Raw genomic sequence first — 24703 nt, forward strand, 5'->3', positions numbered from 1 at the left:
GACGTCCGGTTCGCGGTCGCAGGTCTCCGATCGCACCCGCTCGGCGACGAGGCGTCTTCAGCCCAGCCGTGGTCCACACGCGACGGAAGCGGGTCGCGTTGCCCGCGATGCGGAGATCAGGCCCAGGTGTCGACGGCGTCCAGGAGGCTTTCCGCCCAGGCCTTCAGGATTCGTCGTCCTTCGGCGCCGCTGGCGCCGCGCGGGTCACCGAGCACCCCGTTGTCGCTGACCGCGGCGGTCCCGCCGGCGCGCAGCCGGTCGAGGAGCGCGGGCAGCGGTTCGGTGTTGCCGGCCTCGGCGCGTTCCAGGCGGACGGCGTGCGGCCGGAGGGCGAGCATGGCGGAGGTCTCGGTCCGCCCGGCGTGGCTGTCGTCGGCGGGACCGCTGGGTGACCAGGCGAGCACCTTGCGGCCTTCGTCCCGCAGGAGGCGCACGGCTCGACGCACGGGTCCGGCGTTGCCGCCGTGGCAGGACACCAGCACGACGCCCGCGAAGGCGTCGGCCGACCTGCCGAGCTCGACGAGCAGGAGCTCGGTGGCGCGTTGGCCGAGGGACAGGGTGCCGGGGAACGCGGCGTGCTCGCCGCTGGAGCCGTAGGCCACGGCGGGCGCCACCACGACGTCCCGCTGCTCGGCCAGCCTCTCGCACAGCGCGATCGCGATGTCGGTGTCCACGGTGCAGGGCAGGTGCGGTCCGTGCTGCTCGGTGGCGCCGACCGGGACCGCGAGCAACCGCGGCTCGCCGAGCTCGGGCCACGCGGTGTCGCCGAGGTTCACGCCGCGCCTCCGCCCACCGGAACGCTGCTGCGCCCGCCCCTGTCGGTGAGCACGGGCCGCAGCGCGGTGGTGCTGCGTTCGCGCAGCGCCCCGCTCAGCACCCCGCACCCGTAGGCGGCGTCGTCGGCGAGGCGGGCGAGGCAGTGGCGCACCGGATCGAGCTCGCCCTCCTCCGCGAGGTGACGGGCGGCGACGAGCACGAGAACCCGACGTCCGCGCTTGCTCAGCAGCAGCGGCGGGATCGCCAGCGGCGCCCAGGATCGGCCGATCGCGTCTGCGAGAAGCCGTGCCGCCCCGAGGTTCCCGTGGAGCGCGAGCTTGACCGACTCCGACGCGGGAACGCCCAGAGCGCCGAGCTTCCGGGTGAGCAGTGCAGCGGCCGCGCCGGTGACGACCAGCGCGAGCCGGGGACGCCCGATCGCGATCAGCACCCAGGTCAGCACGCTCCACAGCGAGATCCGCACGGGGGCCACGTGTTCGCCGTGACGTCGCCCGAGAGGACCGGCGGAGCAGCCGTACCCGTAGCGCTGCCGCAGCAGCGCGGCCCAGCTGCGGCGCGGGGTGTGCTCGACGATCGCGGCCGGTTCGTACCGGGCTCGGTGGCGTGCGCTCAGCCGCCAGACGAGGTCGACGTCCTCGCCGAAGCGCATGGTCTCGTCGAACCCGTCGAGTTCGGCCAGGGCGTCGGTTCGGATCAGCAGGGCGGCCGTGGGCACGTAGCTGATGCGACTGCCCGGCAGCACGGGCCCGGGGCGGGGGCCGAGGTCCAGCGGGGAGCGGGTCCGCTCGTAGCGCTCCAGCGCCGAACGTCCCCGCGTGCTGCGCACTCTCGGCGCCGCGGCGGCGACGTCGGGTGCCTCGAAGTGCCGCAGCAGCGGCTCCAGCCAGCCCGGTTCCGGGAGCGTGTCGGCGTCGAGGAACGCCACCAGCGGTGTCGTGGCCAGGCGCCACCCGGCGTTGCGGGCGGCGGCGGGCCCGCGCGCGGTGTCGTGCCGCACGGCCGCACCGGGGATCGGTGCCGGGGATCCGTCGTCCACGACGATGACCCGCAGGCCCGCCAGCGCGGCCAGCAGCGCGGTCGGGTTCTGGCCGTGGACCGGGACGACGACGGTGACGTCGTCCGGTCCCAGACCGGCGGTGTCGTGCTCCGGGTGCACCATCCCGGTGCCGATGAGCCGCTCGGCGAGCGAACTCCCCGCGGTGACGGGATTTCCGGCGAGCCAGTCGTCGAGGAGCGCGCTGCCGCGCGCGGTCAGCCGCAGGATGCGGTAGGGCGAGCCGCCCGCGACGGTGCGCCCCTCCTCCCAGCGCTGCAGGCTGGGATCGGCCACCAGCCTCACGCCGTGAACCCCCCGTCCGCGTGGACCACCGTCCCGGTGACCGCGGAGGCGCGTTCGTCGCACAACCAGCGCACGGCCGCGGCGACCTCCTCGGGCTCCAGCAGGCGTTCGACGACCTGGTGCCCCGCGAACTCCTCGACGTCGTCGAGGTCGTAGTACGCGGCGGTCGCGGTGAGCATGGCTGTGCGGGTGGATCCCGGCGAGACCGCGGTGGCGTTGATGCCGGTTCCGCGCAGGTCGGTGGCCAAGCCGCGGATCAGCCCGACCACCGCGTGCTTCGCCGCGTTGTACCCGGCCAGGTGGTAGAGCCCCCGGTGCGCTGCCGCCGAGGCCAGCGCGACGAAGCGTCCTGCTCGCGGTTCGGGTCGCCGCAGCATCGCGGGCACGGCGGCGCGCGCCAGGTTGGACACGCCTCGGACACCGATGTCGAAGAGCAGGTCGAGCTCGGTGTCGCTGGTCTCCCACAGGGGTGATCCCCCGGCCATCACGGCCGCGGCGCCGACGGCCGCGTCGAGCCCGCCGAACTCGACCTCCGCCACCCGGACCGCTTCGGCCAGCGCCTCGGAATCCCGGACGTCGGCGACCACGTCGCGCACCGCACCCGGGTGCTCCTCGGCGAGTTGCCGCAGCTCCTCCCGGGTGCCGAGCGGGTAGGGCACGCCGGGCAGGTCGGCGCACAGGTCGAGCGCGACCACGCTCCAGCCGTCCTCGGCGAGCTGCCGCACCACGGCCGCGCCGACTCCCCTGGCTGCTCCGGTGACGATCGCGACCCTGCTCATGACCGCACCTCGAACCCGTGGCGTTGCAGGTACGACAGCAGCTCGTCAGCGGCGTCCCCGGCGCTCAGCGGACCGATGACCGTCGGCGGGGTCCGCTCGACCAGCGCACCGGTCAGCTCCAGCACCCGGTCATGAGCCGTGTCGCCGCTCGGGGCGGGGTGTTCCCGAGCGCGGGGACGGCGGGGGCCGGAGCTCACGACGTCGGTGCGGGACCGGTTCCCGGGTGGGGCTACGACGTCGATCTGCGCGTCCTGCGCCGCCAGCACGGCGGGCAGGGACGCCCGGCGCAGCCGCAGGCCGCCCTCGACCGAGACCACGGCGGGGCTGGGCAGGCGCAGGACCTCGCGGGCTCCGCCGTCCAGGCGGCGGTGGGCCAGCAACCGGTCGCCGTCGAGCTCCAGGTGGACCGCACCGAGCGCTTGGGCCGCGCCCAGGTGCGCGGCGAGGAACGCCGGTGTGGCACCGGTTCCTCCGTCCGCCGACCGGTCGCCGCACAGCACCAGGTCCGGCGTCTCGGGCATCGCGGCCACCAGCGCACCGGCGGTGGACGTGCTGCGCGCCAACGCGTCCGGGGTCAGCGGGGTGTCGACGTCGATGCGGGTGGCGCGGTGCGCTCCGGCGGCCAGCGCTTCCCGCAGCCCCTCCTCGGCTTCCACCGGGCCGGCGGTGAGGGCGTGCACCTGGCCACCGGTCCGCTCGGCGAGCCGCAGCGCGTGCTCCAGAGCGGCGTGCTCGGCCGGGCTCTCGCCGCGATGCCCGCCGCTCATCGCCCCGGTGAGCGGATCGACCTCGACCCGCTGCCAGGACCGGCTCAGTGCCACCGCGATGCGCATCTCCTCAGCCCCTCCGGAACACGACGCCGTGACCGCCGTCGGGGTAGGTCCAGCTGATGGCGCCCTCGTTGTTGCAGATCTGGTAGCAGGTCCCGCATTCGAAGCACTGCTCGTAGTTGAACAGGATGCCGCCGTCCCCGGTCGGCACGAACAACTTCGCCGGGCACGCCGACACGCAGGCCTTGGTGGTGCAGGACCGGCAGACCTCGGTGTCGACGGTGATGTGCGCTCGCTCGCCGACGTCGAAGTCGACCGTGTCCATCCGGTCCTCGAACGAGATGTCTCGGTACATCGGTTGCCTCTCCTCAGCCGAAGGTGCGCAGTCCGGTCCAGGCGTCCGCGGCGAGCTTCCGCAGGCGGACGCCGTGACGAGCGGCGGTGTCGCGGAAGAGCTTGCCCATGCCCGGTTTCGGCGCGGGGTTGCCGACGGTGAACACGCCCTGGGCGAAGTCGCACAGCAGCTTGGGGTACTGCTGCTGCACCCGCTCGGACAGCACCAGACCGGGTGCGCGTTGCAGCCGCTTGTGGTCGGCGAGCACGAAGTTGCCCTCCAGGCGCTCCTTGTAGCCGTCGAGCGAACCGCCGTTCTCGACCGCCTCGGCGGCGGTGCGTCCGGCGGCGAGTCCGGAGCCGAGGGCGAAGTTGACGCCCTCCAGCCAGATCCCGGCGGCCAGGCACATCGCCGCCGCGTCACCGGCGATCAGCATGCCGGGTGTGGACAGCGGCGGCATGCTGCGGTATCCGCCTTCCGGGATGAGGTGCGCCGAGTACTCCTTCAACTCGGAACCTCGCAGGTAGGGCGCGATCGCCGGGTGCGCCTTGAGGTCGGCGAGCACGTCCTCCGGCCGCCTGCCCGACTTGCCCAGACCGGTGAGCGAGAGCACGACTCCGACGCTGACGGTCTCGCGGTTGGTGTAGAGGAATCCGCCGCCGGGGATCTCCCCGGTGCAGCCGAGGATCTCGAAGTCCGCGCCCTGATCACCACCGAGCTGGAAGCGCTCCTCGATCGTGGCGCGCGGGAGTGCCAGCGTTTCCTTGACCCCGAGCGTCTGGTGCTCCGGGTCCTTCTCGGGCAGCAGCCCGGCCTGCTTGGCCAGGAAGGAGTTGACCCCGTCCGCTGCGATGACCACGCGGGCCCGGATGTCGCCGTCGGGCCGGTCGGTGCGCACGCCGACGATCCGGCCGTTCTCCCGCAGCAACCCGGTGGCCACCGTCGAGTTCACCAGCCGCGCTCCGGCCGCGACCGCCTTGTCGGCCAGCCACGAGTCGAAGTCCGCGCGGTAGGTGGTCATCCCGTTGTAGGGCGCGCTCCCCCAGTCCTCGCTGCGGAAGTCGACGGTCAGCGCCTGGTTCTCGGTGAGCATCATGGTGCTGCGCCGGGTCACCCAGCGCTGCACCGGCACCTCGCGCCACCACTCGGGCAGCACCTCGTCGAGCACCCGGCCGTAAACGACTCCGCCGTAGACGTTCTTGGCACCGGGGAACGGTCCCCGTTCGAGCAGGATGACGCTGCGCCCGGCGCGAGCGAGCTCCAGCGCGGCGGCCGATCCCGCAGGACCGGCGCCGACGACGACGGCATCGACTTCAGGCATCTCGTCTCCGGCGGTCGAGTTCGCGCAGGACTTCGGGGGCGTCGGCGATGATGCCGAGGTCCGCCATCGCGGTCATCGGGCACGACGGGTCGGTGTTGATGCTGACCACGTGCTCGGGTCGGCCCAGGCCGCCGGTGTGCTGGGTGGCGCCGGAGATGCCGAAGGCGACGTAGAGCTTCGGGTCGACGACGACTCCGGTGGTGCCGATCTGCCGGTCGTGCCCGGCCCAGCCCGCGTCCGTGACCACCCGGGTCGCGCCCGCTGAGGCTCCCAGCCACGCCGCGACCTCGGTCAACGTCCGCATCGTCGCGGTCCCGTCCTCGCCCGGTCCGACCAGGCCGGCGCCTCCGCCGAAGATGCGGGCGGCTTCGGTCAGCTCGACGGTCTCGGGTTCGGGATCGCGGACCTCGACGACCTCGGCGTCGAGCACCTCCACCGGATCGACGGCCAGCGCGACCGGTTCCGGCGGCGAGAGCGGGTGACCGACGCCGCGCACTCCGGGCGTCAGCGTGACCACGACCGGCCCGGTGAAGCGGACCACGACTTCCAGCGCGTCGTCCGCTCTGGACAGTGCAGCGGTGTCCGCGTCGCAGCGGATCGCGCCCGCGTGCAGCGGTCGCCCGGTCTCGAACGCCAGTCGTGGTGCGAGGTCTCGTCCGTCAGGCGAGGCGGGCAGCAGCACCACCCGCACCCCGCGCAGCGAGGCCGCCAGGGTCGCGGCCAGCGATCCGGGTGCGACCCCGGCCGTGTCGACGGTCCAGGTGCTGCGCGCGGTCCGGAGCTCCTTCGCCGCGCGTCCCGTCCCCGAACCGGCGAGCAGGACGGCGCCTCCGGCCTCGGCGACCGCCTCGTCCGCTCCGCCGGGCAGTGCGCCGTCGCGGACGACGACCACCGCGAGGACTTCCGGGAGCGCGTTCACAGTTCCACCGCCGCTCGATGTCCCTCGACCACGGCCGCGTGCGCGCGGCGCGGTGCGAGGCAATCGCCCACCCGGTGGACCGGGAAGGGGGCGTCGCGCAGCTCCTGCCACAGCTCGTCGACCGGGCTCTGGTGCACGGCGCACACGACCCAGTCGAAGGTGTCCTCGGTCATCTCGCCGGTGGTGTGCTTGAGGATCTGCAGCGACACCCGCTCCCCGTCGTCCGCAGCGCCCATCACGACCTCATCGGTGCGCTGCCCGATTCCCTTGGCGTGGGCGCGGATGGCGAAGGTCTCCATGTCCAGCGTGACGCCGAGGTCCTGGCAGACGACCATCCCCGGGGTGCTGATCCGCACCCGGCAGCCGCGGTCGGCCAGCAGTTCGGCGACCGAGGACGCCTGGTGGAAGCCGAGTTCGTCGACGATCAGCACCTCGCCCTCCGGTGCGGCGTCACCGGCGAGCACGTCGCGGACGTCGACCACCCGCGCCAGATCGCCCGCCCACCAAGGCGATTGCGGGCGAGCTCCGGTGGCCAGCACGACCGCGTCCGGGTGCTCCTCGCGGAGCAGCCGCGCGGTGGCCTCGGTCCCGGTCTTCACGTCCACGCCGTGGCGCTGGCACTCGGCGCGGAGGTTGCGCACCACGTCCAGGAATTCCGCCCGTCCCGGCACGCTCGCCGCCTGCGCGACCTGCCCACCGGTCGCGGACTCCCGCTCGAACAGCGTCACGTGGTGGCCGCGCTCGGCGGCGGTGGCCGCGGCCTGCAAACCGGCCGGGCCGCCCCCGACCACCAGCACCCGGCTGCGCCTGCGCGGCATCGGCAGGGCGATCGATTCCTTGCCGGTGCGCGGGTTCTCGATGCAACCGAGCCACCGGTTGAGGCCCATCCGCCCCACGCACTCCTGGTTGCAGGACAGGCAGGTGCGGATCTCGGTGGCGTGCCCCGACCTGGCCTTGGCCGCGAAGTCGGCGTCGGCGATCTGGCCGCGGACCACACCGACCAGGTCGCAGTGCCCCTCCTCCAGCGCGCGCTCGGCCTGCAGCGGGTCCTTGATGCGGCCGACGCCGACGACCGGCAGATCCACCGCTTTGCGGATCGCGTTGGAGATGAACAGCGCGTAGCCCGGGGGGATCGCCATGGACGCCTCGATCATGTACAGCGTCGAGGTGGCCACGCCGATCGAGGTGTTGATGTAGTCGACCTGACCGGTGGCCTCCACCATCCTGGCGACCTCGACCGCCTCGTCGATGGTGGTGCCGCCCTCGATCAGCTCGTCCCCGCAGATCCGCACGCCCAGCGCCCGATCCGGCCCGATGGACTCGCGGACCGCGGCGACGATCTCCAGCAGGAGCCTGGCCCGGCGGGCCAGCGAACCGCCGTAGGCGTCGGTGCGCCGGTTGGTGGCGGGCGAGAGGAACCCGCGCACGATCGACGAGTGCGAGCACTGCAGCTCCACCCCGTCGAACCCGCCCTCGGCGCAGTGCGCGGCCACGGTCGCGTAACCACCGACGATCTCGGCGATCTCGCTGATGTCCACGGCTTTGGGCACTTCGCGGAACATCGGGTCCGGCACTGCGGACGGTGCCCACACCGGGAGCCGCGAGTACATCGACGACGCCTGCCCGCCGTTGTGGTTGAGCTGGGCGAAGATCGGCGTGCCGTGGGCGTGCACGGCCTCGGTGATCCGGCGGTACCCGGAGATCACCGACGGGTCGAAACCGTGGATGAGCTTCTCGTACGGCCAGTCGGTGGGGTGGGTCGAGTGCTCCTCGGTGATCACCAGCCCGGCACCGCCCTCGGCCCGGGCCGCGTAGTACGCGGCGTGCTGCTCGGTCGGATGGCCGTCGCGGGCGTAGTTGGTCAGGTGCGCGGAGAACACGATGCGGTTGCGCACCGTCACCGGTCCGAGCCGCAGCGGGGAGAACAGGTAGCGCGTCATCGCAGACCTCCCGCGATCCGGCGGCCTTCCAGGACCGCCTCGTGGATCGTGCGGGGCGCGACGCAGTCCCCGATCGGCCGTCCCTCCAGCTGCTGATCGGGCAACCGGTGTCCGCAGTGGACGACGGCCGAGGCGGGGCGCTCCCGGGTTTCGGCGGTGTGGACGTCCTCCAGGACCACGTGGTCGGCGCGCACCTCGCGCAGCAGGGAGCGCTTCTCCAGCGCGACACCGGCTCGTTGCAGCCGGGCGTTGGCGTCGGCGAGGTCGCCGGTCAGCGCGAGCTGCGTGCCCACGACCTGGTCCTGCGTCACGATCGCGGTCTCCACTCCCCGGGCCGCCAGCAGTTCGGCCACGCCGACGCCGACGAAGTCCCCGACGGGATCGTGCACGACGACCGGGCCCTCCGGCGTCTCCCCGCGCAGCGCCTCGACCACGTCCAGCACGACACCTCCGTCGACCTTGAACCCCCACGGCCCGGGCGCGGAACCGGTGGCCACCACGACCTCGCGGCCGGCCAGATCCTCGGGCGCGGCCTCCACCCCGAGACGCACGGCGACACCGAGGCGCCGGACCTCGGACTCCCACCACCCGATCAGGTCGAGCAGGCGCCCGCGGCCCGCCACTTCGGCCGCAGTCGGCACCATCCCGCCGAGGCGCTCGGCGCGCTCGACGACTTCCACGCTCCGTCCCCGCAGCGCCAGCACCCGGGCGGCCTCCAACCCGGCGGGTCCGCCCCCCACCACCACGACCGGTTCCCGGCCGGGGGATCTGATCTCCACCGGCACCGGGTCCGACTCGGTCTCGTGGCCCGCGGTCGGGTTGCCGATGCAGGTGACCAACGGGTTGCGGTTGTCCCGGACGCTGCACTTCTGGTTGCACAGGACGCACGGCCGGACCGGGGTGCCCGCGCGGGTCTTGACGACGAGGTCGGGGTCGGCGATCTGAGCTCGGGTCATCTCGACCAGGTCCGCGACGCCGTCGTCGAGCGCCTGCTGAGCCCGCCCCGGATCCACGACGCTGCCCTGGAGGACCACCGGCGTGCCTCCTGCGGACTCGCGGATCGTCCGGCAGAGCTCCGCGTTGAAGCCCGGCTCGGTGTGCAGGTCCGGGCGGGTCGCGGAGGTGCCCATCGCAGAGCCGCGCACGACCGCGATGTAGTCGGCCTGATCGCGGATCGCTTCGACGATCCCGACCGCCTCGTCCGGCGTGATCCCCGCCCACGGGGCGAGCTCGTCGCACGACAACCGCACGCCGATCACGCCGTCACCGACCACGTCCCGCACCGCGGCCAGGACCTCGCGCAGCAGGCGGGTGCGATCGGTCCCGTAGTCGTCGCCGCGCTGGTTGGTCAGCCCGGACAGGAACTGCCGCAGCAGCGAGAACTGACCGGCGTTGAGCTCCACGCCGTGCAGGCCGCAGCGCAGCACCTCACCGGCGGCGCGCGCGAAACCTCCTACCAGCGCGTCGATCTCGGGTTGTTCGAGCTCCATCGGCATCTCGCGGCTGGCCACGTCGGCCACCCGGGAGGGTGCCCACAGCACTCGCTGCGAGAACGCCGAGGAGCCCTGCGAACCGGAGTGCCCCAGCCCGGCCAGCACCACCGTTCCGTGCGGGCGGCAGGCCTCGGCCACCGCCGCCCAGCCCGGACCGCAGTCCGAGGCCAGCGGGGCGCGTTCGTAGGGCCAGTCCGAGTCGTGCACGCTCGCGGTCTCGGTGACCAGCACGCCGGCACCACCGGCGGCGCGTGCCGCGTAGTAGGCGACGTGCCGGTCCGAGATGCCGCGATCACGGCCGAGGTTCGTCTCGTGCGGCCCGAACAGGACGCGCGACGGAGCGGAGCACCGGCCGAGCCGAACCGGTTGGGCGAGGCTCACGGCTAGCTCACCAGCGGCGAGGAGTCGCACGGCTTCGCGGGCATGGCGGGCATCCCGAGCCCGACCTTGCGCCGCGAAGAGCGCGAGTGGTCCTGGGTGGCCTTGGGCAGCTCGTCCTTGTCCACGATGGACAGAGCGGACTGACCGTACCCCTGCACGCACTCCGGGTCCGGACCGTCGAGCGGGAGCCCGGTGAAGAACTTCGCCGCCATGCAGCCGCCCTGGCAGGCGTCGAAGTGCGCGCACGAGGCGCACGCACCGGCCGACTGCGGCTGGCGGAGGTCGTTGAACAGCTCCGATTCCCGCCACACCTTGGCGAAACCGCCTTCTTCGCGGACGTTTCCGCCCTTGAAGACGTCGTGGATGGCGAACGGGCACGCGTAGACGTCACCGACCGGGTCGATCAGGCACACCACCCGTCCCGCGCCGCACAGGTTCAGCCCGGGCAGCGGGGTCGATCCCAGCGCGTTGAGGTGGAAGAACGAGTCGCCGGTGAGCACCTGGTCGCCGCGGGCGACCAGCCAGTCGTAGATCTGCCGCTGCTGCGCGTCGGTGGGGTGCAGCTCGTCCCACACGTCGGCACCGCGCCCGGAAGGCCGCAGCCGGGTGATGCGCAGCTGCGCCCCGAAGCGGTCGGCGATGACCTTGAAGTCGTCCAGCTGATCGACGTTCTGGCTGGTCATCACCACCGAGATCTTGAAATCACGCATGCCCGCGTCGGAGAGGTTCTGCAGCGCACCCATCGCCATGTCGAACGACCCGGGACCGCGCACCGCGTCGTTGACCTCGCGGGTCGCGCCGTCGAGGGAGATCTGGACGTCGACGTAGTCGGTGGCGGCCAGCCGGCGCGCGCGTTCGGCGTCGATGCGCAGGCCGTTGGTGGAGAACTTCACGCCCACCTGGTGATCGATGGCGTAGTCGAGCAGTTCCCAGAAGTCGGGCCGGACGGTCGGTTCACCGCCGCCGACGTTGACGTAGAAGACCTGCATCCGCTGCAGCTCGTCGATGACCGCCTTCATCTCGTCGGTCGAGAGCTCGTCCGGGTCGCGCCTGCCGGAGGAGGACAGGCAGTGCTCGCAGGCCAGGTTGCAGGCGTAGGTCCATTCCCAGGTCAGGCAGATGGGCGCGTCGAGCCCGCCCTTGAACTGCTCGACGAGCGAGGGAACCGGTGCTGTGGTGGTCATTTCGGCTCACTTCCAACGGGACTTCGTCGTCTGCATTGGATCCGGGCGTGCTCCGCGCGCCCCAGGCGCGGTTCATGGGGGTGGTGGGGGTTCGCGTGCGAGGGGCGGGGGAAGTTCTCATGAAAACTTCCCTCACCCACGACCACCCACCCCTAGTCGCTCTGCGGACGAATCATGTCCGAGGCCGCGAGGGAGGCCAGGGCGTCGCGGAACTGCGGCCGGCGCTGCTCGGGGACGCTCGCCAGCGCATCTTCGACGCTGGCGTGGTCACCGAGGTGGCGCACGAGTTCCACCAGTTCGGGCACTTTCAGGAACGACAGCTTCCGGTTGCCGAAGTGGTACGCCAGCGCCCCGAACGGCTCGGGGCGCAGCGCGACCTGCGGGTTCAACCGGTAGCCGCGGTCGATGTCGAACTCCGCGGCGGCCATGGTCAGTAGACCCCGCACATCCCGTCGATGGAGACTTCCTCGACCAGGAGCTCTTCCTCGACGACGGGCTCGGTTCCGGTGCTCTGTTCGATCTGCTGGTCAGACATGCGATGCTCCTCACAGTGTCGAGCTACCATCGACACGGTATTTGCACCGAGTGCACATTCACAAGACGTGGAGCGGAATTCGTTGCGGCCTGACACATCTGGAGTACAGCGGCCCGGTGGACGGCGAAAGGTCACCACTGCGGCGGAACTTGAGCAGGTCGCCTTCGACCTGTTCGACGAACAGGGCTTCGAACGCACCACGGTCGCCGACATCGCCGCTGCCGCGGGCATCGCGCGGCGCACGTTCTTCCACTACTTCCCGTCGAAGAACGACATCCCGTGGGGCGACTTCGAGGCGGGTCTGGAGCGGATGCGCGCCGAGTTCCGCGCGCTGCCGGAGGACGTCCCGCTGATGGAGGCGGTGCGGCACTGCCTGGTGGAGTTCAACCGGGTGCCGGACTACCAGGTCCCCGCTCATCGCAGGCGGATGCGCCTGATCATGGGAGTGCCCGCGCTGCAAGCGCATTCGACGCTGCGCTTCGAATCCTGGCGCGAGGTGGTGGCCGAATGCGTCGGCCACCGCCTCGCCCAGTCGTCAACCGCGCTGATCCCGCAGACCATCGCCCACGCCGCGCTCGGCGTGGCGCTGGCCGCCTATCAGCACTGGCTGGACCATCCCGGGAGCGAGATCGCGGATCTGCTCGACACGGCGATGCGCGAACTCGCCCGGGCTCACACCGATCAGTAGTCGGCGTCGGTGTAGCGGATCAGACCGCGGAGGTTCTTGCCCGCCATCATGTCGGCGTACCCGGTGTTGATGTCCTCCAGCTTGTACTCCGTGGTGACCAGCTCGTCGAGCTTGAGGGTGCCGTTGCGGTAGTGCTCCAGCAGGCGCGGGATCTGGGTCCGCGGGCTGACGCCGCCGAAGATCGCTCCCTGCAAGCGCTTCTGCAGCAGGGTCAGCTCGAAGAGGCTCACCTGGGCGTCGATCTGGTCCGCCCGGCCCATGCCGGTGACCACGACCTGACCGCCCTTCTTGGTCGTCGACAGGGCGGGCTGCAGGTGCTCGCCGGTGGTCTCGCCGATGCAGATCAGCACGCTGTCGGCCATCTGGCCCCAGGTCAGCTCCCCGACCGCCGCTTGCGCCTCCTCCATCGTGGCGAAGGAGTGCGTGGCCCCGAGCTCCTCGGCCTTGGTCCGCTTGAAGTCCACCGGGTCCACCGCCACGACGTAGCGGGCTCCCGCGGCGGCCGCGCCCTGCACGGCGTTGATGCCGACACCACCGCATCCCACGACGACCACGGTGTCACCGGTGCGCGTCTCGCCGATCTCCGTCGCGGTGCCCCACCCGGTGGACACGCCGCACCCGAGCAGCGCCGCCTTGTCGAGCGGGATGTCCTTCTCGATGGTCAGCACCGAGGCCTGGTTGACCGTCACGTACGGCGCGAAGGTTCCCAGCAGGCACATCGGCGCCGCCGGTTTGCCCTGGTAGGTGATCCGGTGACCACCCGAGATCGCCTCACCCGACAGCAGGCCCGCACCGGCGTCGCAGAGGTTCTGCATCCCCTTGGCGCACGCCCGGCACCTGCCGCAGCCGGGGATGAAGGTCAGCACCACGTGGTCGCCCTCGTTGATGCCGGCGACACCGGCGCCCACCTTCGTGACGACACCGGCTCCTTCATGACCGCCGACAGCGGGGTAGATCGCCATCGGGGTGGCACCGGTTCGCAGGTGCTCGTCGGAGTGGCACAGGCCCGAGGCCGCGAGCCTCACCTGCACTTCGCCCTCGATCGGATCGCCCAGCTCGATCTCGTCGATTTCCCAGTCCTTGCCCGGCTCGTGCAGGATCGCGGCCTTCGTCTTCATGTCCACTCCTCGTCGAGTGCGGAAGAACGTTCGGAAAAGAGAATGAGAAACCGATCAGAGGTAAGTCAAGGCCGCGAACGAACGATCAACAGCGGTGACGGTGTGTGGTGAATCAGCTTGTGGCTCGTGGATCCCAGGTGAGCGCCTGCGACACCACCCCGTCCGCGCGCGCCGACGACCACCAGTTGCGCCTCGGTCGAGTGATTGATCAGCGCCGCCACCGGCGAACCGCGGCCGACGATTCGCTCGACCGCGACGCCGGGGAAGCGCTCCTGCCACCCGGCCATGGCCTCGGCCAGGAACCGCTGCTCGGTCTCCGCGATCTCCTCGGTGGGCAACCTGCTGCGCAACCACTTCAGGTCGATGCCGACGATCTCCCAGGTGTGCACGACGTGCAGCGGTTCACCGAGCGAGTCGGCCACCCGGAACGCCTGCGCGAGCACCGGAGCGGAGGACTCGACGTCGTCCACACCGGCCACCACCGGCCCGGCGGACGGGAAGGTGGGCGGGTCGCCGACGTCCGGCACGACCGCCACCGAGCCGAGCGCGTGCGCGGCGACCTTGACCGCCACGGCACCGGCCAGCAGACCGGTGAAGCCGCCGAAGCCGCGGTCGCCCACCACGAGCAGCTCAGCCGCGGCGGACTCGGCGACGAGCACCCGCTCCGGCGGCCCGGGCAGGGCCGTGCTGGTCACGTGGAGGTCGGGCTGCTCGGCGGAGGCGTGTCCGGCGGCGTCGGACAGCGCGCGGGCGACAGGCTCGCGGAAGTGCTCCTCTCCGGGATGAGCGGTCGGATCCGCGTAGACGATCCGCAGCCCGCACCCGCGACGCACCGCCTCGCGCGCCGCCCACGCGGCCGCGTTGCGCGCGACCGCTGAGCCGTCGACTCCCACCACGACGTTCATCGTGCCCTCCCCGGTCGATCCCTCCAGGGTCCTCGACCGGGGCTCCGTTCGCCTTCCGGATCAGTGCGGCAGGCGGCCCGGGAGGAGCAGCTCGGTGTTGCGGTCGGTGTGGTCGCCGAGCTGCGACAGGTCGGTGTGCGGATCGTTGAACGACAGCTCCCGGTACAGCGCGGCCAGCGCTGCGGGCGAGCGGTCGTCGTAATCCGCCTGGTAGGGGCTGTCGGCCTCGATCAGCGTGGTGAACAGCGAGACCGTGCCGTCGTGGTTGTCGGCGATCTCGATGACCCTGGCCAGCTGCGGGAAGTCGACGTGGGAGGCGGTGTTGATCTCCCAGAAGCCGCGTTCGGGCTCGTCGGCGCCGTGCGGGGTGATGGTGTTGCGGTGGGTGTGCCCGTTGACCCAGGCCAGCACGTTCGGGAACCGCTGGAGCAGCCGCACCACGCCGGCACCGCTCACGCGGGCCTCGCCGGGCGAGCGGAAGTCGGGCCACAGCGCGGTCATCGTGTCCGAGGTGTGGTGGCTGAACAGCACGAACATCTCGTCGGTGACGTGCTGGACCTGCTTGCGCCCCGCCTCGTCGTAGTAGCCGGAGCTGCCGCGGGTCAGCACCTCCTCCAGCCACCGGTACTGGCTGAGCCCGAGCGATCCCTCGGCGAGACCTGCGGTGTTGGTGCTGTCCATGGCGATGCCGGTGACGCCCGGCGCGATCCGGAAGGTGTAGTGCGGCGCGGGGTCGTCGGCGTCGAAGCCGTGTCCGACCGGACCGGGACCGGTGTTGGCCTCGTCGAGGTGGGCTGCGATGAACTGCTCGGTGGTGAACGGGTGGCGCCGCTCGTCGGGAGTCACGGTGCGCACGATCGTGTTGCCGTCGAGCACCATCCGCCCGGAGGCCTCCCGCGTTCCGCGCATCATCTCGGTGATCTCCCGGGCTTCCCGCTCGTCCCGGCCGATGATCTTGCGGTCACCCGTGTACCACTCGTTGACGCGCGGGATGGCCTGGTCGGCGAGCGTTCCCATGACGCTGTTGTCGTGGTTGCCGAACACCGCGTACCAGGGGATGTCCAGCCCCGGGCTCGCGAAAGGCCGCAGCGCATCGGTGAGCAGTCCCGGCAGCACCGGGAAGCCCAGCTCCCGGAAGCGGTCCTCGATCCCGCCCTCGGGGTGCCAGTACAGCGGGTCGCCGGAGTCCTGGACGCCTTCGTAGTGCGCGGCCCCGGTGTTCTGCGCGATCCGCCCGCCGTTGAGGACGGCGAAGTACCAGTCGAGCTCGGCGAATTCGTGGTTGTCGGTGCTGTCGCCGGTGGTGATCATGAAGTCCATGGGTCGGCCGGTGACCGGTCCGGTGCGCAGCTCGTTGACCCGCTGCACCAGGTGGGCGGCCGACAGCGCGCCCAACGTCTCCTGCGGGCGGAACGCCCCGCCGGCCAGCGGGTGCAGGTATTCGAAGCGGGCCGGGCTCTGCGCGTCGGTCACGTGCAGGTCCGTGAACTGGGTGAACGCGGTGACCGGAGTCCGGCGGTCCAGCCGCCCGGGATCGGCGGGGGCGAGTTCGGTGCGCACCACCTGCGGCCAGCCCGGTCCGGCGATCAGGCGCCGGTACCCCTCACCCGCCGCGGGCTGCGCTGCCCCCTCCAGCGTCGTTCGCGCAGGTCGAGCACTCGCCGATGCGGAACCGAAGCCGAGTGCCATGCCCGTGATCCCCGCGGCCAGCATGAAGCCGCGCCTGCTCACATCCGCCATGTCCAGTCCTCTGATCGCCCCGTGGAACTGATCAGAAAATCTTTCATGTTTTTGGTTTTCGACACACCCCGGTTCAGGTGAAAACGGGGGGAACACCGCCCGAACGGCTCAATCGAGCACTCCGGCCGGCAGCACGGCGTGCACACCCCAGGTGCCGTTGGCGATCTGGGTGATGCGCAGGTCCACCGTCGCGCTCGCCAGCGCCAGCGCGGAACCGCGGTCCAGGGCCTGCTCGATCTGCAGCCAGTCGATCATCGCGCTCAGCGCCGTGGCGGTCGCCTCGTTGAGATCGGCGTCGAACCCGAAGGTGACCAGACCACCGGGGGTGTCCGCGTGCACTCCGGGGACCGGACGGTCCACGACCAGTTCGAGGCGCACCCGCGTGGTCATCCCGCACTCGATCGCGGTGCCGCCGACTTCGCCGTCGCCCTGCCTGGCGTGGCCATCGCCCAGCAGCAGCATCGCGCCGGGGACCGTGACCGGCAGGTACAGGGTCGATCCGGCGACCAGCTCGCGGCAGTCGATGTTGCCGCCTCCCTCGGCGCGCGGCGGGATCGTCGAGTGCTCACCCGGCTCGTCCGGCGGCATGCCGACCACGCCGAGGAACGGCGCGACCCGCACGGTATGCCCGTGCTGGTTCGTCGCGGTCTCCCCGCACAGCTCCCACAGCAGCCAAGCCCTCTCGACGTCGGCCACTCGCAGCCTGCGCAGCAGCCACTCGTCCTTGCCCGCGGCCGCCGTCCAGCCCCACTCGGCCGGCGTCAGCTGCTCGAAGTGCACGGCCAGCACCATCCCCGGCTTGGCACCGCGCACGGCGATCGGGCCGGTCAGGCAGTGACCCCGGCGTTCGGTGAACATCCGGGGCCGCTGCTCCCCCGGCACCGCCTGCCGCTCCAGGTGGCCGCTGGAGTCCAGCGACTCCACGGTCACCACGTCACCGGAGTCGACCTCCAGGACGGGCGCGGCATCCCGGCTGAACACGTCGGCGACGCTGCCGGGCTCTGCCCTGACCTCGAACGAACCCACCACGACCTCCGCCCCTCGAACCTCCCACACCCAACCAGGGCGGACGTGCCGAGGCCAAGAGAAGGAGCCCAGGTCAGCTGTGGGTCACGTCGAGGGCGGCGCGGATGACGCTGTCGGTGTCGAGACCGTGGTGCCGGTAGACGTCGTCGAGCGAACCGGACTGGCCGAAGCCGGTGACGCCCAGGTGCGCGCCGCGAACCCCGTTGACACCGGCCAGGAACGCCAGCGCGTGCGGGTGCCCGTCCAGGACGGTGACCATCGGTCGCGCCCGCTCCGCGGGCAGGACCTGGTCCAGCACACCCCGGTCCGCATCTCCCCGGTGAGCCCGGAACAGCAGGTCAGCACTGGTCACGCAGACGACGTCGGCGCCGATCCCCTGATCCGCCAGCCGGCCGGCCGCGTCGAGGGTCTCGGTCATCAGCGCGCCCATGCCCACCAGCGTCACCTGCGGGTCGGGGTCGCGCCGCAGCAGGTAGCCGCCACCGACGACCTGCCTGCGGCGACGCTCGCGGGCCGCAGGATCAGCAGGCACCGAGGCCAGCGACTGGTCCACCGGGCGCGTCGAGAGCCGCAGGTAGGACGAGGACCCGCCGGGTTTGCCCAGCTGCGACATGGCCTCCAGCAGGCACCACTCGGTGTCCACGGCGAAAGCGGGCTCGTAGCTGGTCACCCCGGGTTGCTCCAGCCCGATCGACGGCGTGCCGACCGACTGGTGCGCCCCGCCCTCGGGCGCCAGGCTCACCCCGGAGGGCGTGCCGACCAGGATCGACTGCCCGCCCGCGTACACGCCGAAGGACCACGGTTCCAGCGCGCGCCCCAGGAAGCAGTCGTAGACCACCCCGATCGGCAGCAGCGGCTGGCCCCACCGGCTCCAGGTCGACCCGAGCTCGCCGAGCAGGCCCACCAGGTTGGTCTCGGCGATGCCCAGCTCGATGTGCTGACCTGCGGGCCGTTCCCGCCAGTGCAGGATCGTTTCGGCGTCGTCGGCGAACCAGTCGACGCGTTCCGCCGGCGACCACACCCCGACCTTGTTCAGCCAGCCGCCGAGGTTGGTGGTGGAGCTGACGTCCGGCGCGAGCGTCACGATCCGCTCGGCCGCCTCCGGCGCTTCGCGGGTCAGGTCCAGCAGCGTCCGGCCCAGCGCCGCCTGGGTCGTGGTGGTCCCGCTGGGGGTGCGTCCGATGTCGGCGGGCAGCTGCGGGGGTTTCACGCGGGCGCGTTCGCGGCGACGCAGCCGGGACGCGGTCTCCGCGCAGCGCCGGCCCGCCGGACTGCTCTCCGGGAAGCGGTGCCACGGGTCGTCGAGGTCGGCGCCGACCTGCGTCCCCAGCTGCCGCATCTGGTCCTCGCCGAGCAGCGAACCGTGGTTCTGCGGGTGACCTTCGGTGGCGAGGCCGTACCCCTTGATGGTGTAGGCGAAGATGACCGTGGGCCGGGTGTCGTCGATGGCCTTGAACGCGGAATCGAGAGCGTCGAGGTCGTGGCCGCCGAGGTTGCGGATCGCCGTCGCGAGGGTGTCGTCGTCCACATCGGACAGCAGCGTCCCGATCGCGGTGTCACCGGCCGGAATCCGATCCCGGAGCTGTTCCGGCGTGCAGCGCAGCAGGCGCTGGTACTCGGGGTTGCTCATCCCGTCGATGCGCTCGCGCAGCGCCGCACCTCCCGGGCGGGTGAACAGCTCCTCCAGCACCTGCCCGTACTTGAGGGTGATCACCTGCCAGCCCGCGGCGGTGAACATGCCCTGCAACCGGTGGGCGGCGATGTTGGGCACGACGCGGTCCAGCGACTGCCGGTTGAGGTCGACGATCCAGACCACTTCGCCGAGATCGGCGACGGTCGGGTCGAGGATCGCCTCCCAGCAGGCACCTTCGTCCAGTTCGGCATCGCCGAGCAGCGAGTACTGGCGCCCGGTGCCGGATCCGCCGCCGTGGGTGTCGACGTAGCGGCGGGCGACGGCACCCCAGATCGGCGCGGTGGCACCGATGCCGACCGAACCCGTCGAGTAGTCCGCCGGGTCGGGGTCTTTCGTGCGGCTCGGGTAGCTCTGGATGCCGCCGTACTCGCGCAGGGTTCCCAGGTGCTTCTCGTCGAGCGAGCCGAGCAGGTAGTTGATCGCGTGCAGCACCGGCGAGGCGTGCGGTTTCACCGAGACGCGGTCGGCGGCGGTCAGGTGCTCGAAGTACAGCGCGGTCATGATCGACACCATCGAGGCGCAGGACGCCTGGTGCCCGCCGACCTTGAGCCCGGAGTTGTTGGTCCGCACCCGGTTGGCGTGGTCGATCATCGCGGTCGCCAGCCACAGCACCCGCTGCTCGACCTCGCGCAGGCCCTCCGTCTCGGTGCGGGCCGGTACCACGCTCGTCATGACGCCTCCTCGCGTTGCCACATTGCGCTCAGAAGAACACCAAGATGAGAATCACTGCACAAGCCCTGGCCGGCGAATCGAGCAATCTGCTCACCCCGCCGGGCCGGAACGACCGACGAGGTGAACAGATTGCCCACCGCCGAGCCGCTCGACGACATCGACATCCGGCTGCTGCTGGCCCTGCGCGAGGAACCGCGGGCGACCGTGGTCGCACTCGCCGATCGAGTCGGGCTGTCCCGCAACACCGTTCAGGCGAGGCTGGGGAAGCTGGAACCGAAGCTCGGTTCGTTCGAACGCCGCATCGACCCGGCGACCCTCGGCTACCCGCTGACCGCGTTCATCACCGTCCAGGTCACCCAGCAGCACCTCGACCGGCTGGCCGACGCGCTGGCCGACATCCCGGAGGTGGTGGAGGTTTTCGGCCTCACCGGCGACTCCGACCTGCTGGTGCGCGTGGTCGCCACCGACGCCGACCAGCTCTACCGCATCGCAGGGCGCGTCCTCGACACCCCGGGCGTGGAGCGCACCAGCTTCTCGCTGGCCATGCGCACTCTCGTCGACTTCCGCGTCACGCCGCTACTCGCGGACAAGCTCCGCCCGGACGCCCAGTAGCCGGACCGGGCGGTCCAGCGGGAATCCGTCCAGAGCCTGCTGCGCCGCGACCTCGAGGGGTTCGAAGGCCCTGGTGGGTTCGGCGAGGGTGACGCCGTGGGTGTGGGTGCCGAAGCGGGAGTCGCGGACCTTGACCACCACCCGCCTGGCCAGGGTGGCGTCGCCCGCCAGGTCCTCGGAGACCTGGCGGGCGAGCCGGGTGATCTCGGCGCGCATCGGTTCGACCTCCCGCAGGTCCCGCTGGAAGGTGACCTCGCGGCCGTGCGAGCGGGCGCGGAACGGTTCGTCGCTGACCGGGCTGGAGTCGTAGCCGTGCGCGACCGCCACCAGCCACGGACCGATGTTCGGCCCGAACTCCCCCGCCAGGTCCGCCATCGAGGTGCCGGCCAGGTCGGCGACGGTGGCGATGCCCCTGGCCGCGAGCTTCTTGGCGGTCTTGCCGCCGACGCCCTGCAGCGCGTCGGTGGGCTTGCCCGCCATCACCTCCACCCAGTTGGACATGTCCAGCCGGAACACTCCCGCGGGTTTTCCCATGCCGGAGGCCAGTTTCGCCCGGAGCTTGTTGTCGCCGATGCCGATCGAGCAGTTCAGCGCGGTGCGCTCGCGCACGTAGCTCTGGACGTAGCGGGCGGTGTCGGCGGCGTCTTCGGTGTCGACCAGCATGAACGCCTCGTCCCAGCCGATGACCTCCAGGATCCCGCCCAGCTCGCCGAGCGCGGTCATCACGTCGGCGGAAGCGGCCAGGTAGGTCTCCCGGTCGGCGGGCAGGAACACCGCCTCCGGGCAGCGCGCGGCCGCGGTGCGCAGCGGCGTCCCCGACGTCACGCCCCGGGCGCGGGCCTCGTAGGAGGCTCCGGCGACCACACCGCGTTCGGTCGGATCGCCCGATCCGCCGACGAGCACCGGCTCGCCGACCAGATCAGGATGCCGGAGCAGTTCCACCGCGACGATGAACTGGTCGAGATCGATGTGCAGCACCACCCGTTCCACGACGGTCAGCATCGTCGGAAACGCCCGGTCGCGCCAGGCCCCGCGCCGATGCGCGAGACTGAAGCGGTGAGCAAGCGAAGCGCCGGGATCCTGCTGTACCGACTCGACGGGCCGAGCGTGCTGGTGGTGCACCCGGGCGGACCGTTCTTCAAGAACAAGGACGCCGGGTCCTGGACCCTGCCCAAGGGCGAGCACGAACCGGACGAGGAACCCCGGGCGGCGGCGCTGCGCGAGTTCGCCGAGGAGACCGGCATGTCGTTGCAGGACCGCGAGCTGCTGCCGCTCGGCGAAGTCCGGATGCGCAGCGGCAAGACCATCACCGCCTGGGCCGTCGAAGGCGAGTTCGACGTGGATTCCTTGCGCAGCAACACCTTCGAGATCGAGTGGCCGCCCCGGTCCGGACGCAGGCAGACCTTCCCCGAGGTCGACCGCGCCCTGTGGTGCGACCCGGAGACCGCCCGCGAGAAGCTCAACCCCACCCAGGCCGCCTTCGTCGACCGCCTCCTCGAACAGCTCCAGGCCCCCGGGGAGTCGTGACGCGTCGCGAGGCGATTTCCGGCGATCTCGAAAAACGGGTGCGCGGGTGCCGGATACTGCTGCGATGGACCGTATCGAACCGCCGCTGATCGGCGGCGAACGCGAGACCCTCGTCGGTTTCCTCGACTACCACCGCGCCACCTTCGCCGGGAAGTGCGCGGGACTCACCGATAACCAGCTGCAGAAGCCCTCGGCACCCCCGTCGGACCTGACGTTGCTCGGCTTGGTCAGGCACATGGCCGACGTGGAGCGCGCCTGGTTCCGGCGGTGCGTCAACGGCGAGCACGACCTGCCCCGGGTGTGGGGTGATTTCCAGGACGCCTTCGCGGTGGCCGAGGCGGATTCCGCCGAGGCGTTCAGCGCCTGGGAGACCGAGGTCGAGCGGGCCCGCGAGATCGAGCCTGCGGTGGGATCGCTCGACTCGGCGTTCCCCCGGCCCGGGTGGGACGACGACTTCTCGCTGCGGTTCGTGCTGGTCCACATGATCGAGGAGTACGCCCGCCACAACGGTCACGCCGACCTGCTGCGCGAGGCCATCGACGGCAGCACCGGCGAATGACGCGATCAGGCCCCGCCCGGCGTCGCCGGACGGGGCCTGGCCCGCAAGATCCTCACGCCTCCAGGGAGGTGTCCCGGGTTTCGCGGCTGGCCAGCAGCGCGCCCAGGGTGATCGCGCCGGCGACCGCCAGGTAGACGCCGACCCAGCCCAGTCCGTAGGAACCCGCCAGCCAGGTGGCGATGTAGGGGGCGACCGAGGCGCCCAGCAGGCTCGCCAGGTTGTAGGACACCGAGGCGCCCGTGTAGCGCACCGCGGTCGGGAACAGCTCGGGCAGCAGCGCCCCCATCGGGCCGAAGGTCATGCCCATCAGCCCCAGGCCGACCACCAGGAACAGCACGGTCGCCGTGGTCGAGTGGGCACCGAACCACGGTCCCATGAGCAGGCCGAACACGATGATCGCGCTCGTGGTCACCACCAGCGTGGAACGCCGCCCGTAGCGGTCGGCGAGCAGTCCGGCCACCGGCACGGTCAGCCCGAAGAACACGACGCCGACCAGCAGCATCACCAGGAACGTCGAGCGCTCGTAGCCCAGACCGGACTCGGAGGTGCCGTAGGACAGCGAGAACACCGTCATCAGGTAGAACAGCACGTAGGTGGCGAGCATGATCAGCGTGCCCAGCACCAGCGCCTTGAGGTCGGTGCGGAAGACCTGCACGAACGGCACCTTCGCGCGCTCGTTGTTCTCCAGCACCTTCGCGAACGCCGGGGTCTCGTTCAGGCTCAGCCGCACCCACAGCCCGACGATCACCAGCACCGCCGAGACCAGGAACGGGATCCGCCAGCCCCACGAGGCGAACGCCGCGTCGGACATGATGCCGGAGAGGATCAGGAACAGGCCGTTCGCGAAGAAGAACCCGATCGGCGCTCCCAGCTGCGGGAACGTGCCGAACAGCGCTCGCTTGCGCGGCGGCGCGTTCTCGGTGGCCAGCAGGGCGGCTCCGCCCCACTCGCCACCCAGGCCCAGCCCCTGGCCGAACCGGCACAGCGCCAGCAGCAGCGGCGCCACGATGCCGATCTGGGCGTAACCGGGCAGCAGGCCGATCAGCACCGTCGAGATGCCCATGGTCAGCAGCGACGCCACCAGCGTCGCCTTGCGCCCGATGCGGTCGCCAAAGTGGCCGAACAGCGCCGAGCCGACCGGCCGGGCGACGAAGGCGATGCCGAAGGTCGCCAGCGAGTTCAGCGTCGCCGCCGTCTCATCGCCCGCCGGGAAGAAGAGCTTCGGGAAGATCAGCACCGCGGCGGTGGCGTAGACGTAGAAGTCGTAGAACTCGATCGAGGTGCCCACGAGGCTGGCGAGCACGACCTGTCGGGTCGAGTTGCGTGGGGTCTTCGACCCCGGATCCCCGGAACCTCGCACCGGCGAGGTGTGGCCGACAGCCATGCGCCGAACCTCCTGATTAACACGAACGGACGAACGACACTCTAAACGTTCGGCGACCACGTCCCGAGACGGGGTTCCCGCATGCTGGACGCTCAGGAGGCGAGGAACTCCGTGATCAGCGCGGTCACCCGTGCCGGGTTGTCCTCCTGGACGAGATGTCCGGCCCGTGGGATCCACTCCAACCGGGCCTGCGGTATGCGTCGCGCCAACTCCCGCCCGCGGTCCGCGGGCAACCAGGAGTCCTCCTCTCCCCAGCCGATGAGCACCGGGCAGTCCAGGTCGCCGTAGCGGTCCTCGATCTCCCCCGTGTAGCGCTCGTCGGCCTGGGCGATCTGCCGGTAGAAGGCGGGCTGGCCCTCCTCGCCGAGCCACGGCTCGACCATCCGGTCCAGCACGTCCGGCCGCAGCTCGCGGTGCGCGGCGGTGGCCAGGTAACCGCGCACCAGCGACTCGTGCAGGTGCGGCGGCAGCGCGGCGAACACCGGCGCGTTGACGTTGACCAGGCGGAAGAAGTCCGATCCCCACGGCCGGACGCTCACCGCGTCCAGCAGCGCCAGCCGCCGGTACCGCACTCCGTCCAGCAGCGCGCTGCGCAGCGACACCGCACCGCCGAAGTCGTGCGCGATCACCGAGGGCTCGTTGACGCCGCAGTGCCGCAGCAGTCCGGTGAAGACCTCCTGCTGCGCGGCCAGCGACACGTCCTGCCCCTCGAACTTCTCCGAGGTCCCGTAGCCGGCCATGTCCCACAGGTGCACGCGGTAGCGGGCGCTGAGCGCGTTGGCCACGTCCCGCCACACGAACGAGGAGAACGGCGTGCCGTGCATGAGCACGACGTCCGGCCCCTCCCCGAAGCTGTCCCACCGCACCTTCCCGTGCGGCGACTCGTAGACCTCGGCGAGCTCCCAACCCATCAACGCCTCCGCAGCGATCGAGGAAACACCGTGTCGCGCCCGCCTTCCGCCCCGCAGGCGCCGTTCGCATCTCGCGCGAAGCTGGAGGACCGAAGT

At 71.4% G+C, this 24703-nt stretch carries 24 protein-coding genes; 4 read left to right on the forward strand and 20 right to left on the reverse strand.

What is annotated here, in order from left to right; genetic code table 11:
- Positions 1-116: 116 nt before the first annotated feature.
- The 12 genes from mftE to mftA form a co-directional block, all read right to left on the reverse strand.
- On the reverse strand, positions 117-776 hold the full coding sequence (gene mftE, locus FHU35_RS03825; RefSeq protein ID WP_145736778.1) for a mycofactocin biosynthesis peptidyl-dipeptidase MftE: 660 nt from the start codon (positions 774-776) through the stop codon (positions 117-119).
- Complete coding sequence (mftF, locus tag FHU35_RS03830; protein WP_145736781.1) at positions 773-2116, reverse strand: mycofactocin biosynthesis glycosyltransferase MftF; 1344 nt, start codon at positions 2114-2116, stop codon at positions 773-775. The genes mftE and mftF overlap by 4 nt, the downstream gene beginning before the upstream one ends.
- On the reverse strand, positions 2113-2895 hold the full coding sequence (locus tag FHU35_RS03835; RefSeq protein ID WP_145736785.1) for a mycofactocin-coupled SDR family oxidoreductase: 783 nt from the start codon (positions 2893-2895) through the stop codon (positions 2113-2115). The genes mftF and FHU35_RS03835 overlap by 4 nt, the downstream gene beginning before the upstream one ends.
- Complete coding sequence (locus FHU35_RS03840) at positions 2892-3728, reverse strand: mycofactocin-associated electron transfer flavoprotein beta subunit (protein ID WP_145736788.1); 837 nt, start codon at positions 3726-3728, stop codon at positions 2892-2894. Before FHU35_RS03840 ends, FHU35_RS03835 begins: the two co-directional genes overlap by 4 nt.
- Positions 3729-3732: 4 nt before the next feature.
- A complete protein-coding gene (locus FHU35_RS03845) occupies positions 3733-4020 on the reverse strand; it encodes a ferredoxin family protein (protein ID WP_145736791.1) in 288 nt (95 codons plus the stop codon).
- A gap of 13 nt (positions 4021-4033) precedes the next feature.
- Positions 4034-5320 (reverse strand): FAD-dependent oxidoreductase, encoded by a 1287-nt coding sequence (locus FHU35_RS03850; RefSeq protein ID WP_145736794.1) that lies wholly within the window; start codon positions 5318-5320, stop codon positions 4034-4036.
- The gene (locus FHU35_RS03855) at positions 5313-6239 is read right to left on the reverse strand and encodes a mycofactocin-associated electron transfer flavoprotein alpha subunit (protein ID WP_145736796.1); all 927 of its coding nucleotides are present in this window, start codon (positions 6237-6239) and stop codon (positions 5313-5315) included. The genes FHU35_RS03850 and FHU35_RS03855 overlap by 8 nt, the downstream gene beginning before the upstream one ends.
- Positions 6236-8179, reverse strand: a complete 1944-nt coding sequence (locus FHU35_RS03860) for a mycofactocin system FadH/OYE family oxidoreductase 2 (RefSeq protein ID WP_145736800.1) — start codon at positions 8177-8179, stop codon at positions 6236-6238. Before FHU35_RS03860 ends, FHU35_RS03855 begins: the two co-directional genes overlap by 4 nt.
- A complete protein-coding gene (locus FHU35_RS03865) occupies positions 8176-10053 on the reverse strand; it encodes a mycofactocin system FadH/OYE family oxidoreductase 1 (protein WP_145736805.1) in 1878 nt (625 codons plus the stop codon). Before FHU35_RS03865 ends, FHU35_RS03860 begins: the two co-directional genes overlap by 4 nt.
- Positions 10054-10055: 2 nt before the next feature.
- Positions 10056-11237 carry a mycofactocin radical SAM maturase gene (gene mftC, locus FHU35_RS03870; protein WP_145736811.1) on the reverse strand — a complete coding sequence of 394 codons (1182 nt, stop codon included), beginning with the start codon at positions 11235-11237 and terminating at the stop codon, positions 10056-10058.
- Positions 11238-11389: 152 nt separating this feature from the next.
- Complete coding sequence (gene mftB, locus FHU35_RS03875) at positions 11390-11665, reverse strand: mycofactocin biosynthesis chaperone MftB (protein ID WP_145736817.1); 276 nt, start codon at positions 11663-11665, stop codon at positions 11390-11392.
- Positions 11666-11667: 2 nt separating this feature from the next.
- A complete protein-coding gene (gene mftA / locus FHU35_RS03880) occupies positions 11668-11772 on the reverse strand; it encodes a mycofactocin precursor MftA (RefSeq protein ID WP_145736820.1) in 105 nt (34 codons plus the stop codon).
- Between the two features lie 82 nt (positions 11773-11854).
- Between mftA and mftR the strand changes: the two genes are divergently transcribed.
- Positions 11855-12460, forward strand: a complete 606-nt coding sequence (gene mftR / locus FHU35_RS03885) for a mycofactocin system transcriptional regulator (RefSeq protein ID WP_246110056.1) — start codon at positions 11855-11857, stop codon at positions 12458-12460.
- Here the strand turns inward: mftR and FHU35_RS03890 are convergent.
- From FHU35_RS03890 to FHU35_RS03910, 5 genes are all read right to left on the reverse strand, one after another.
- Positions 12454-13578, reverse strand: a complete 1125-nt coding sequence (locus tag FHU35_RS03890) for an NDMA-dependent alcohol dehydrogenase (protein WP_145736825.1) — start codon at positions 13576-13578, stop codon at positions 12454-12456. The genes mftR and FHU35_RS03890 overlap by 7 nt on opposite strands.
- A gap of 65 nt (positions 13579-13643) precedes the next feature.
- Positions 13644-14483 (reverse strand): universal stress protein, encoded by an 840-nt coding sequence (locus tag FHU35_RS03895; protein ID WP_145736828.1) that lies wholly within the window; start codon positions 14481-14483, stop codon positions 13644-13646.
- 60 nt (positions 14484-14543) lie between these two features.
- Positions 14544-16223 carry a TIGR03767 family metallophosphoesterase gene (locus tag FHU35_RS03900; RefSeq protein ID WP_145736831.1) on the reverse strand — a complete coding sequence of 560 codons (1680 nt, stop codon included), beginning with the start codon at positions 16221-16223 and terminating at the stop codon, positions 14544-14546.
- 108 nt (positions 16224-16331) lie between these two features.
- The gene (locus FHU35_RS03905; RefSeq protein WP_145736834.1) at positions 16332-17249 is read right to left on the reverse strand and encodes an acetamidase/formamidase family protein; all 918 of its coding nucleotides are present in this window, start codon (positions 17247-17249) and stop codon (positions 16332-16334) included.
- Positions 17250-17322: 73 nt separating this feature from the next.
- Positions 17323-19614, reverse strand: coding sequence for a transketolase-like TK C-terminal-containing protein (locus tag FHU35_RS03910; RefSeq protein WP_145736837.1), 2292 nt, complete (start codon positions 19612-19614; stop codon positions 17323-17325).
- 129 nt (positions 19615-19743) lie between these two features.
- Here FHU35_RS03910 and FHU35_RS03915 point away from each other — a divergent pair, with 129 nt between their 5' ends.
- On the forward strand, positions 19744-20226 hold the full coding sequence (locus FHU35_RS03915; RefSeq protein ID WP_145736840.1) for an Lrp/AsnC family transcriptional regulator: 483 nt from the start codon (positions 19744-19746) through the stop codon (positions 20224-20226).
- On the opposite strand, the gene FHU35_RS03920 is transcribed toward FHU35_RS03915, so the two are convergent.
- Complete coding sequence (locus tag FHU35_RS03920) at positions 20191-21228, reverse strand: DNA polymerase IV (RefSeq protein ID WP_145736845.1); 1038 nt, start codon at positions 21226-21228, stop codon at positions 20191-20193. The two genes, FHU35_RS03915 and FHU35_RS03920, sit on opposite strands and share 36 nt — an antisense overlap.
- A gap of 54 nt (positions 21229-21282) precedes the next feature.
- Between FHU35_RS03920 and FHU35_RS03925 the strand changes: the two genes are divergently transcribed.
- Positions 21283-21753: an NUDIX hydrolase gene (locus FHU35_RS03925; protein WP_145736849.1), complete on the forward strand. Its 471-nt coding sequence runs from the start codon at positions 21283-21285 to the stop codon at positions 21751-21753.
- A 64-nt stretch (positions 21754-21817) separates the two neighbouring features.
- Positions 21818-22312, forward strand: coding sequence for a DinB family protein (locus tag FHU35_RS03930; protein WP_145736852.1), 495 nt, complete (start codon positions 21818-21820; stop codon positions 22310-22312).
- A gap of 52 nt (positions 22313-22364) precedes the next feature.
- On the opposite strand, the gene FHU35_RS03935 is transcribed toward FHU35_RS03930, so the two are convergent.
- On the reverse strand, positions 22365-23696 hold the full coding sequence (locus FHU35_RS03935; protein ID WP_186459243.1) for an MFS transporter: 1332 nt from the start codon (positions 23694-23696) through the stop codon (positions 22365-22367).
- Positions 23697-23788: 92 nt separating this feature from the next.
- Positions 23789-24607, reverse strand: coding sequence for an alpha/beta fold hydrolase (locus FHU35_RS03940; RefSeq protein WP_145736856.1), 819 nt, complete (start codon positions 24605-24607; stop codon positions 23789-23791).
- Positions 24608-24703 lie beyond the last annotated feature (96 nt).

Origin of the sequence: Saccharopolyspora dendranthemae (genome assembly GCF_007829955.1) — a bacterium.
Classification (GTDB): Bacteria; Actinomycetota; Actinomycetes; order Mycobacteriales; family Pseudonocardiaceae; genus Saccharopolyspora; species Saccharopolyspora dendranthemae.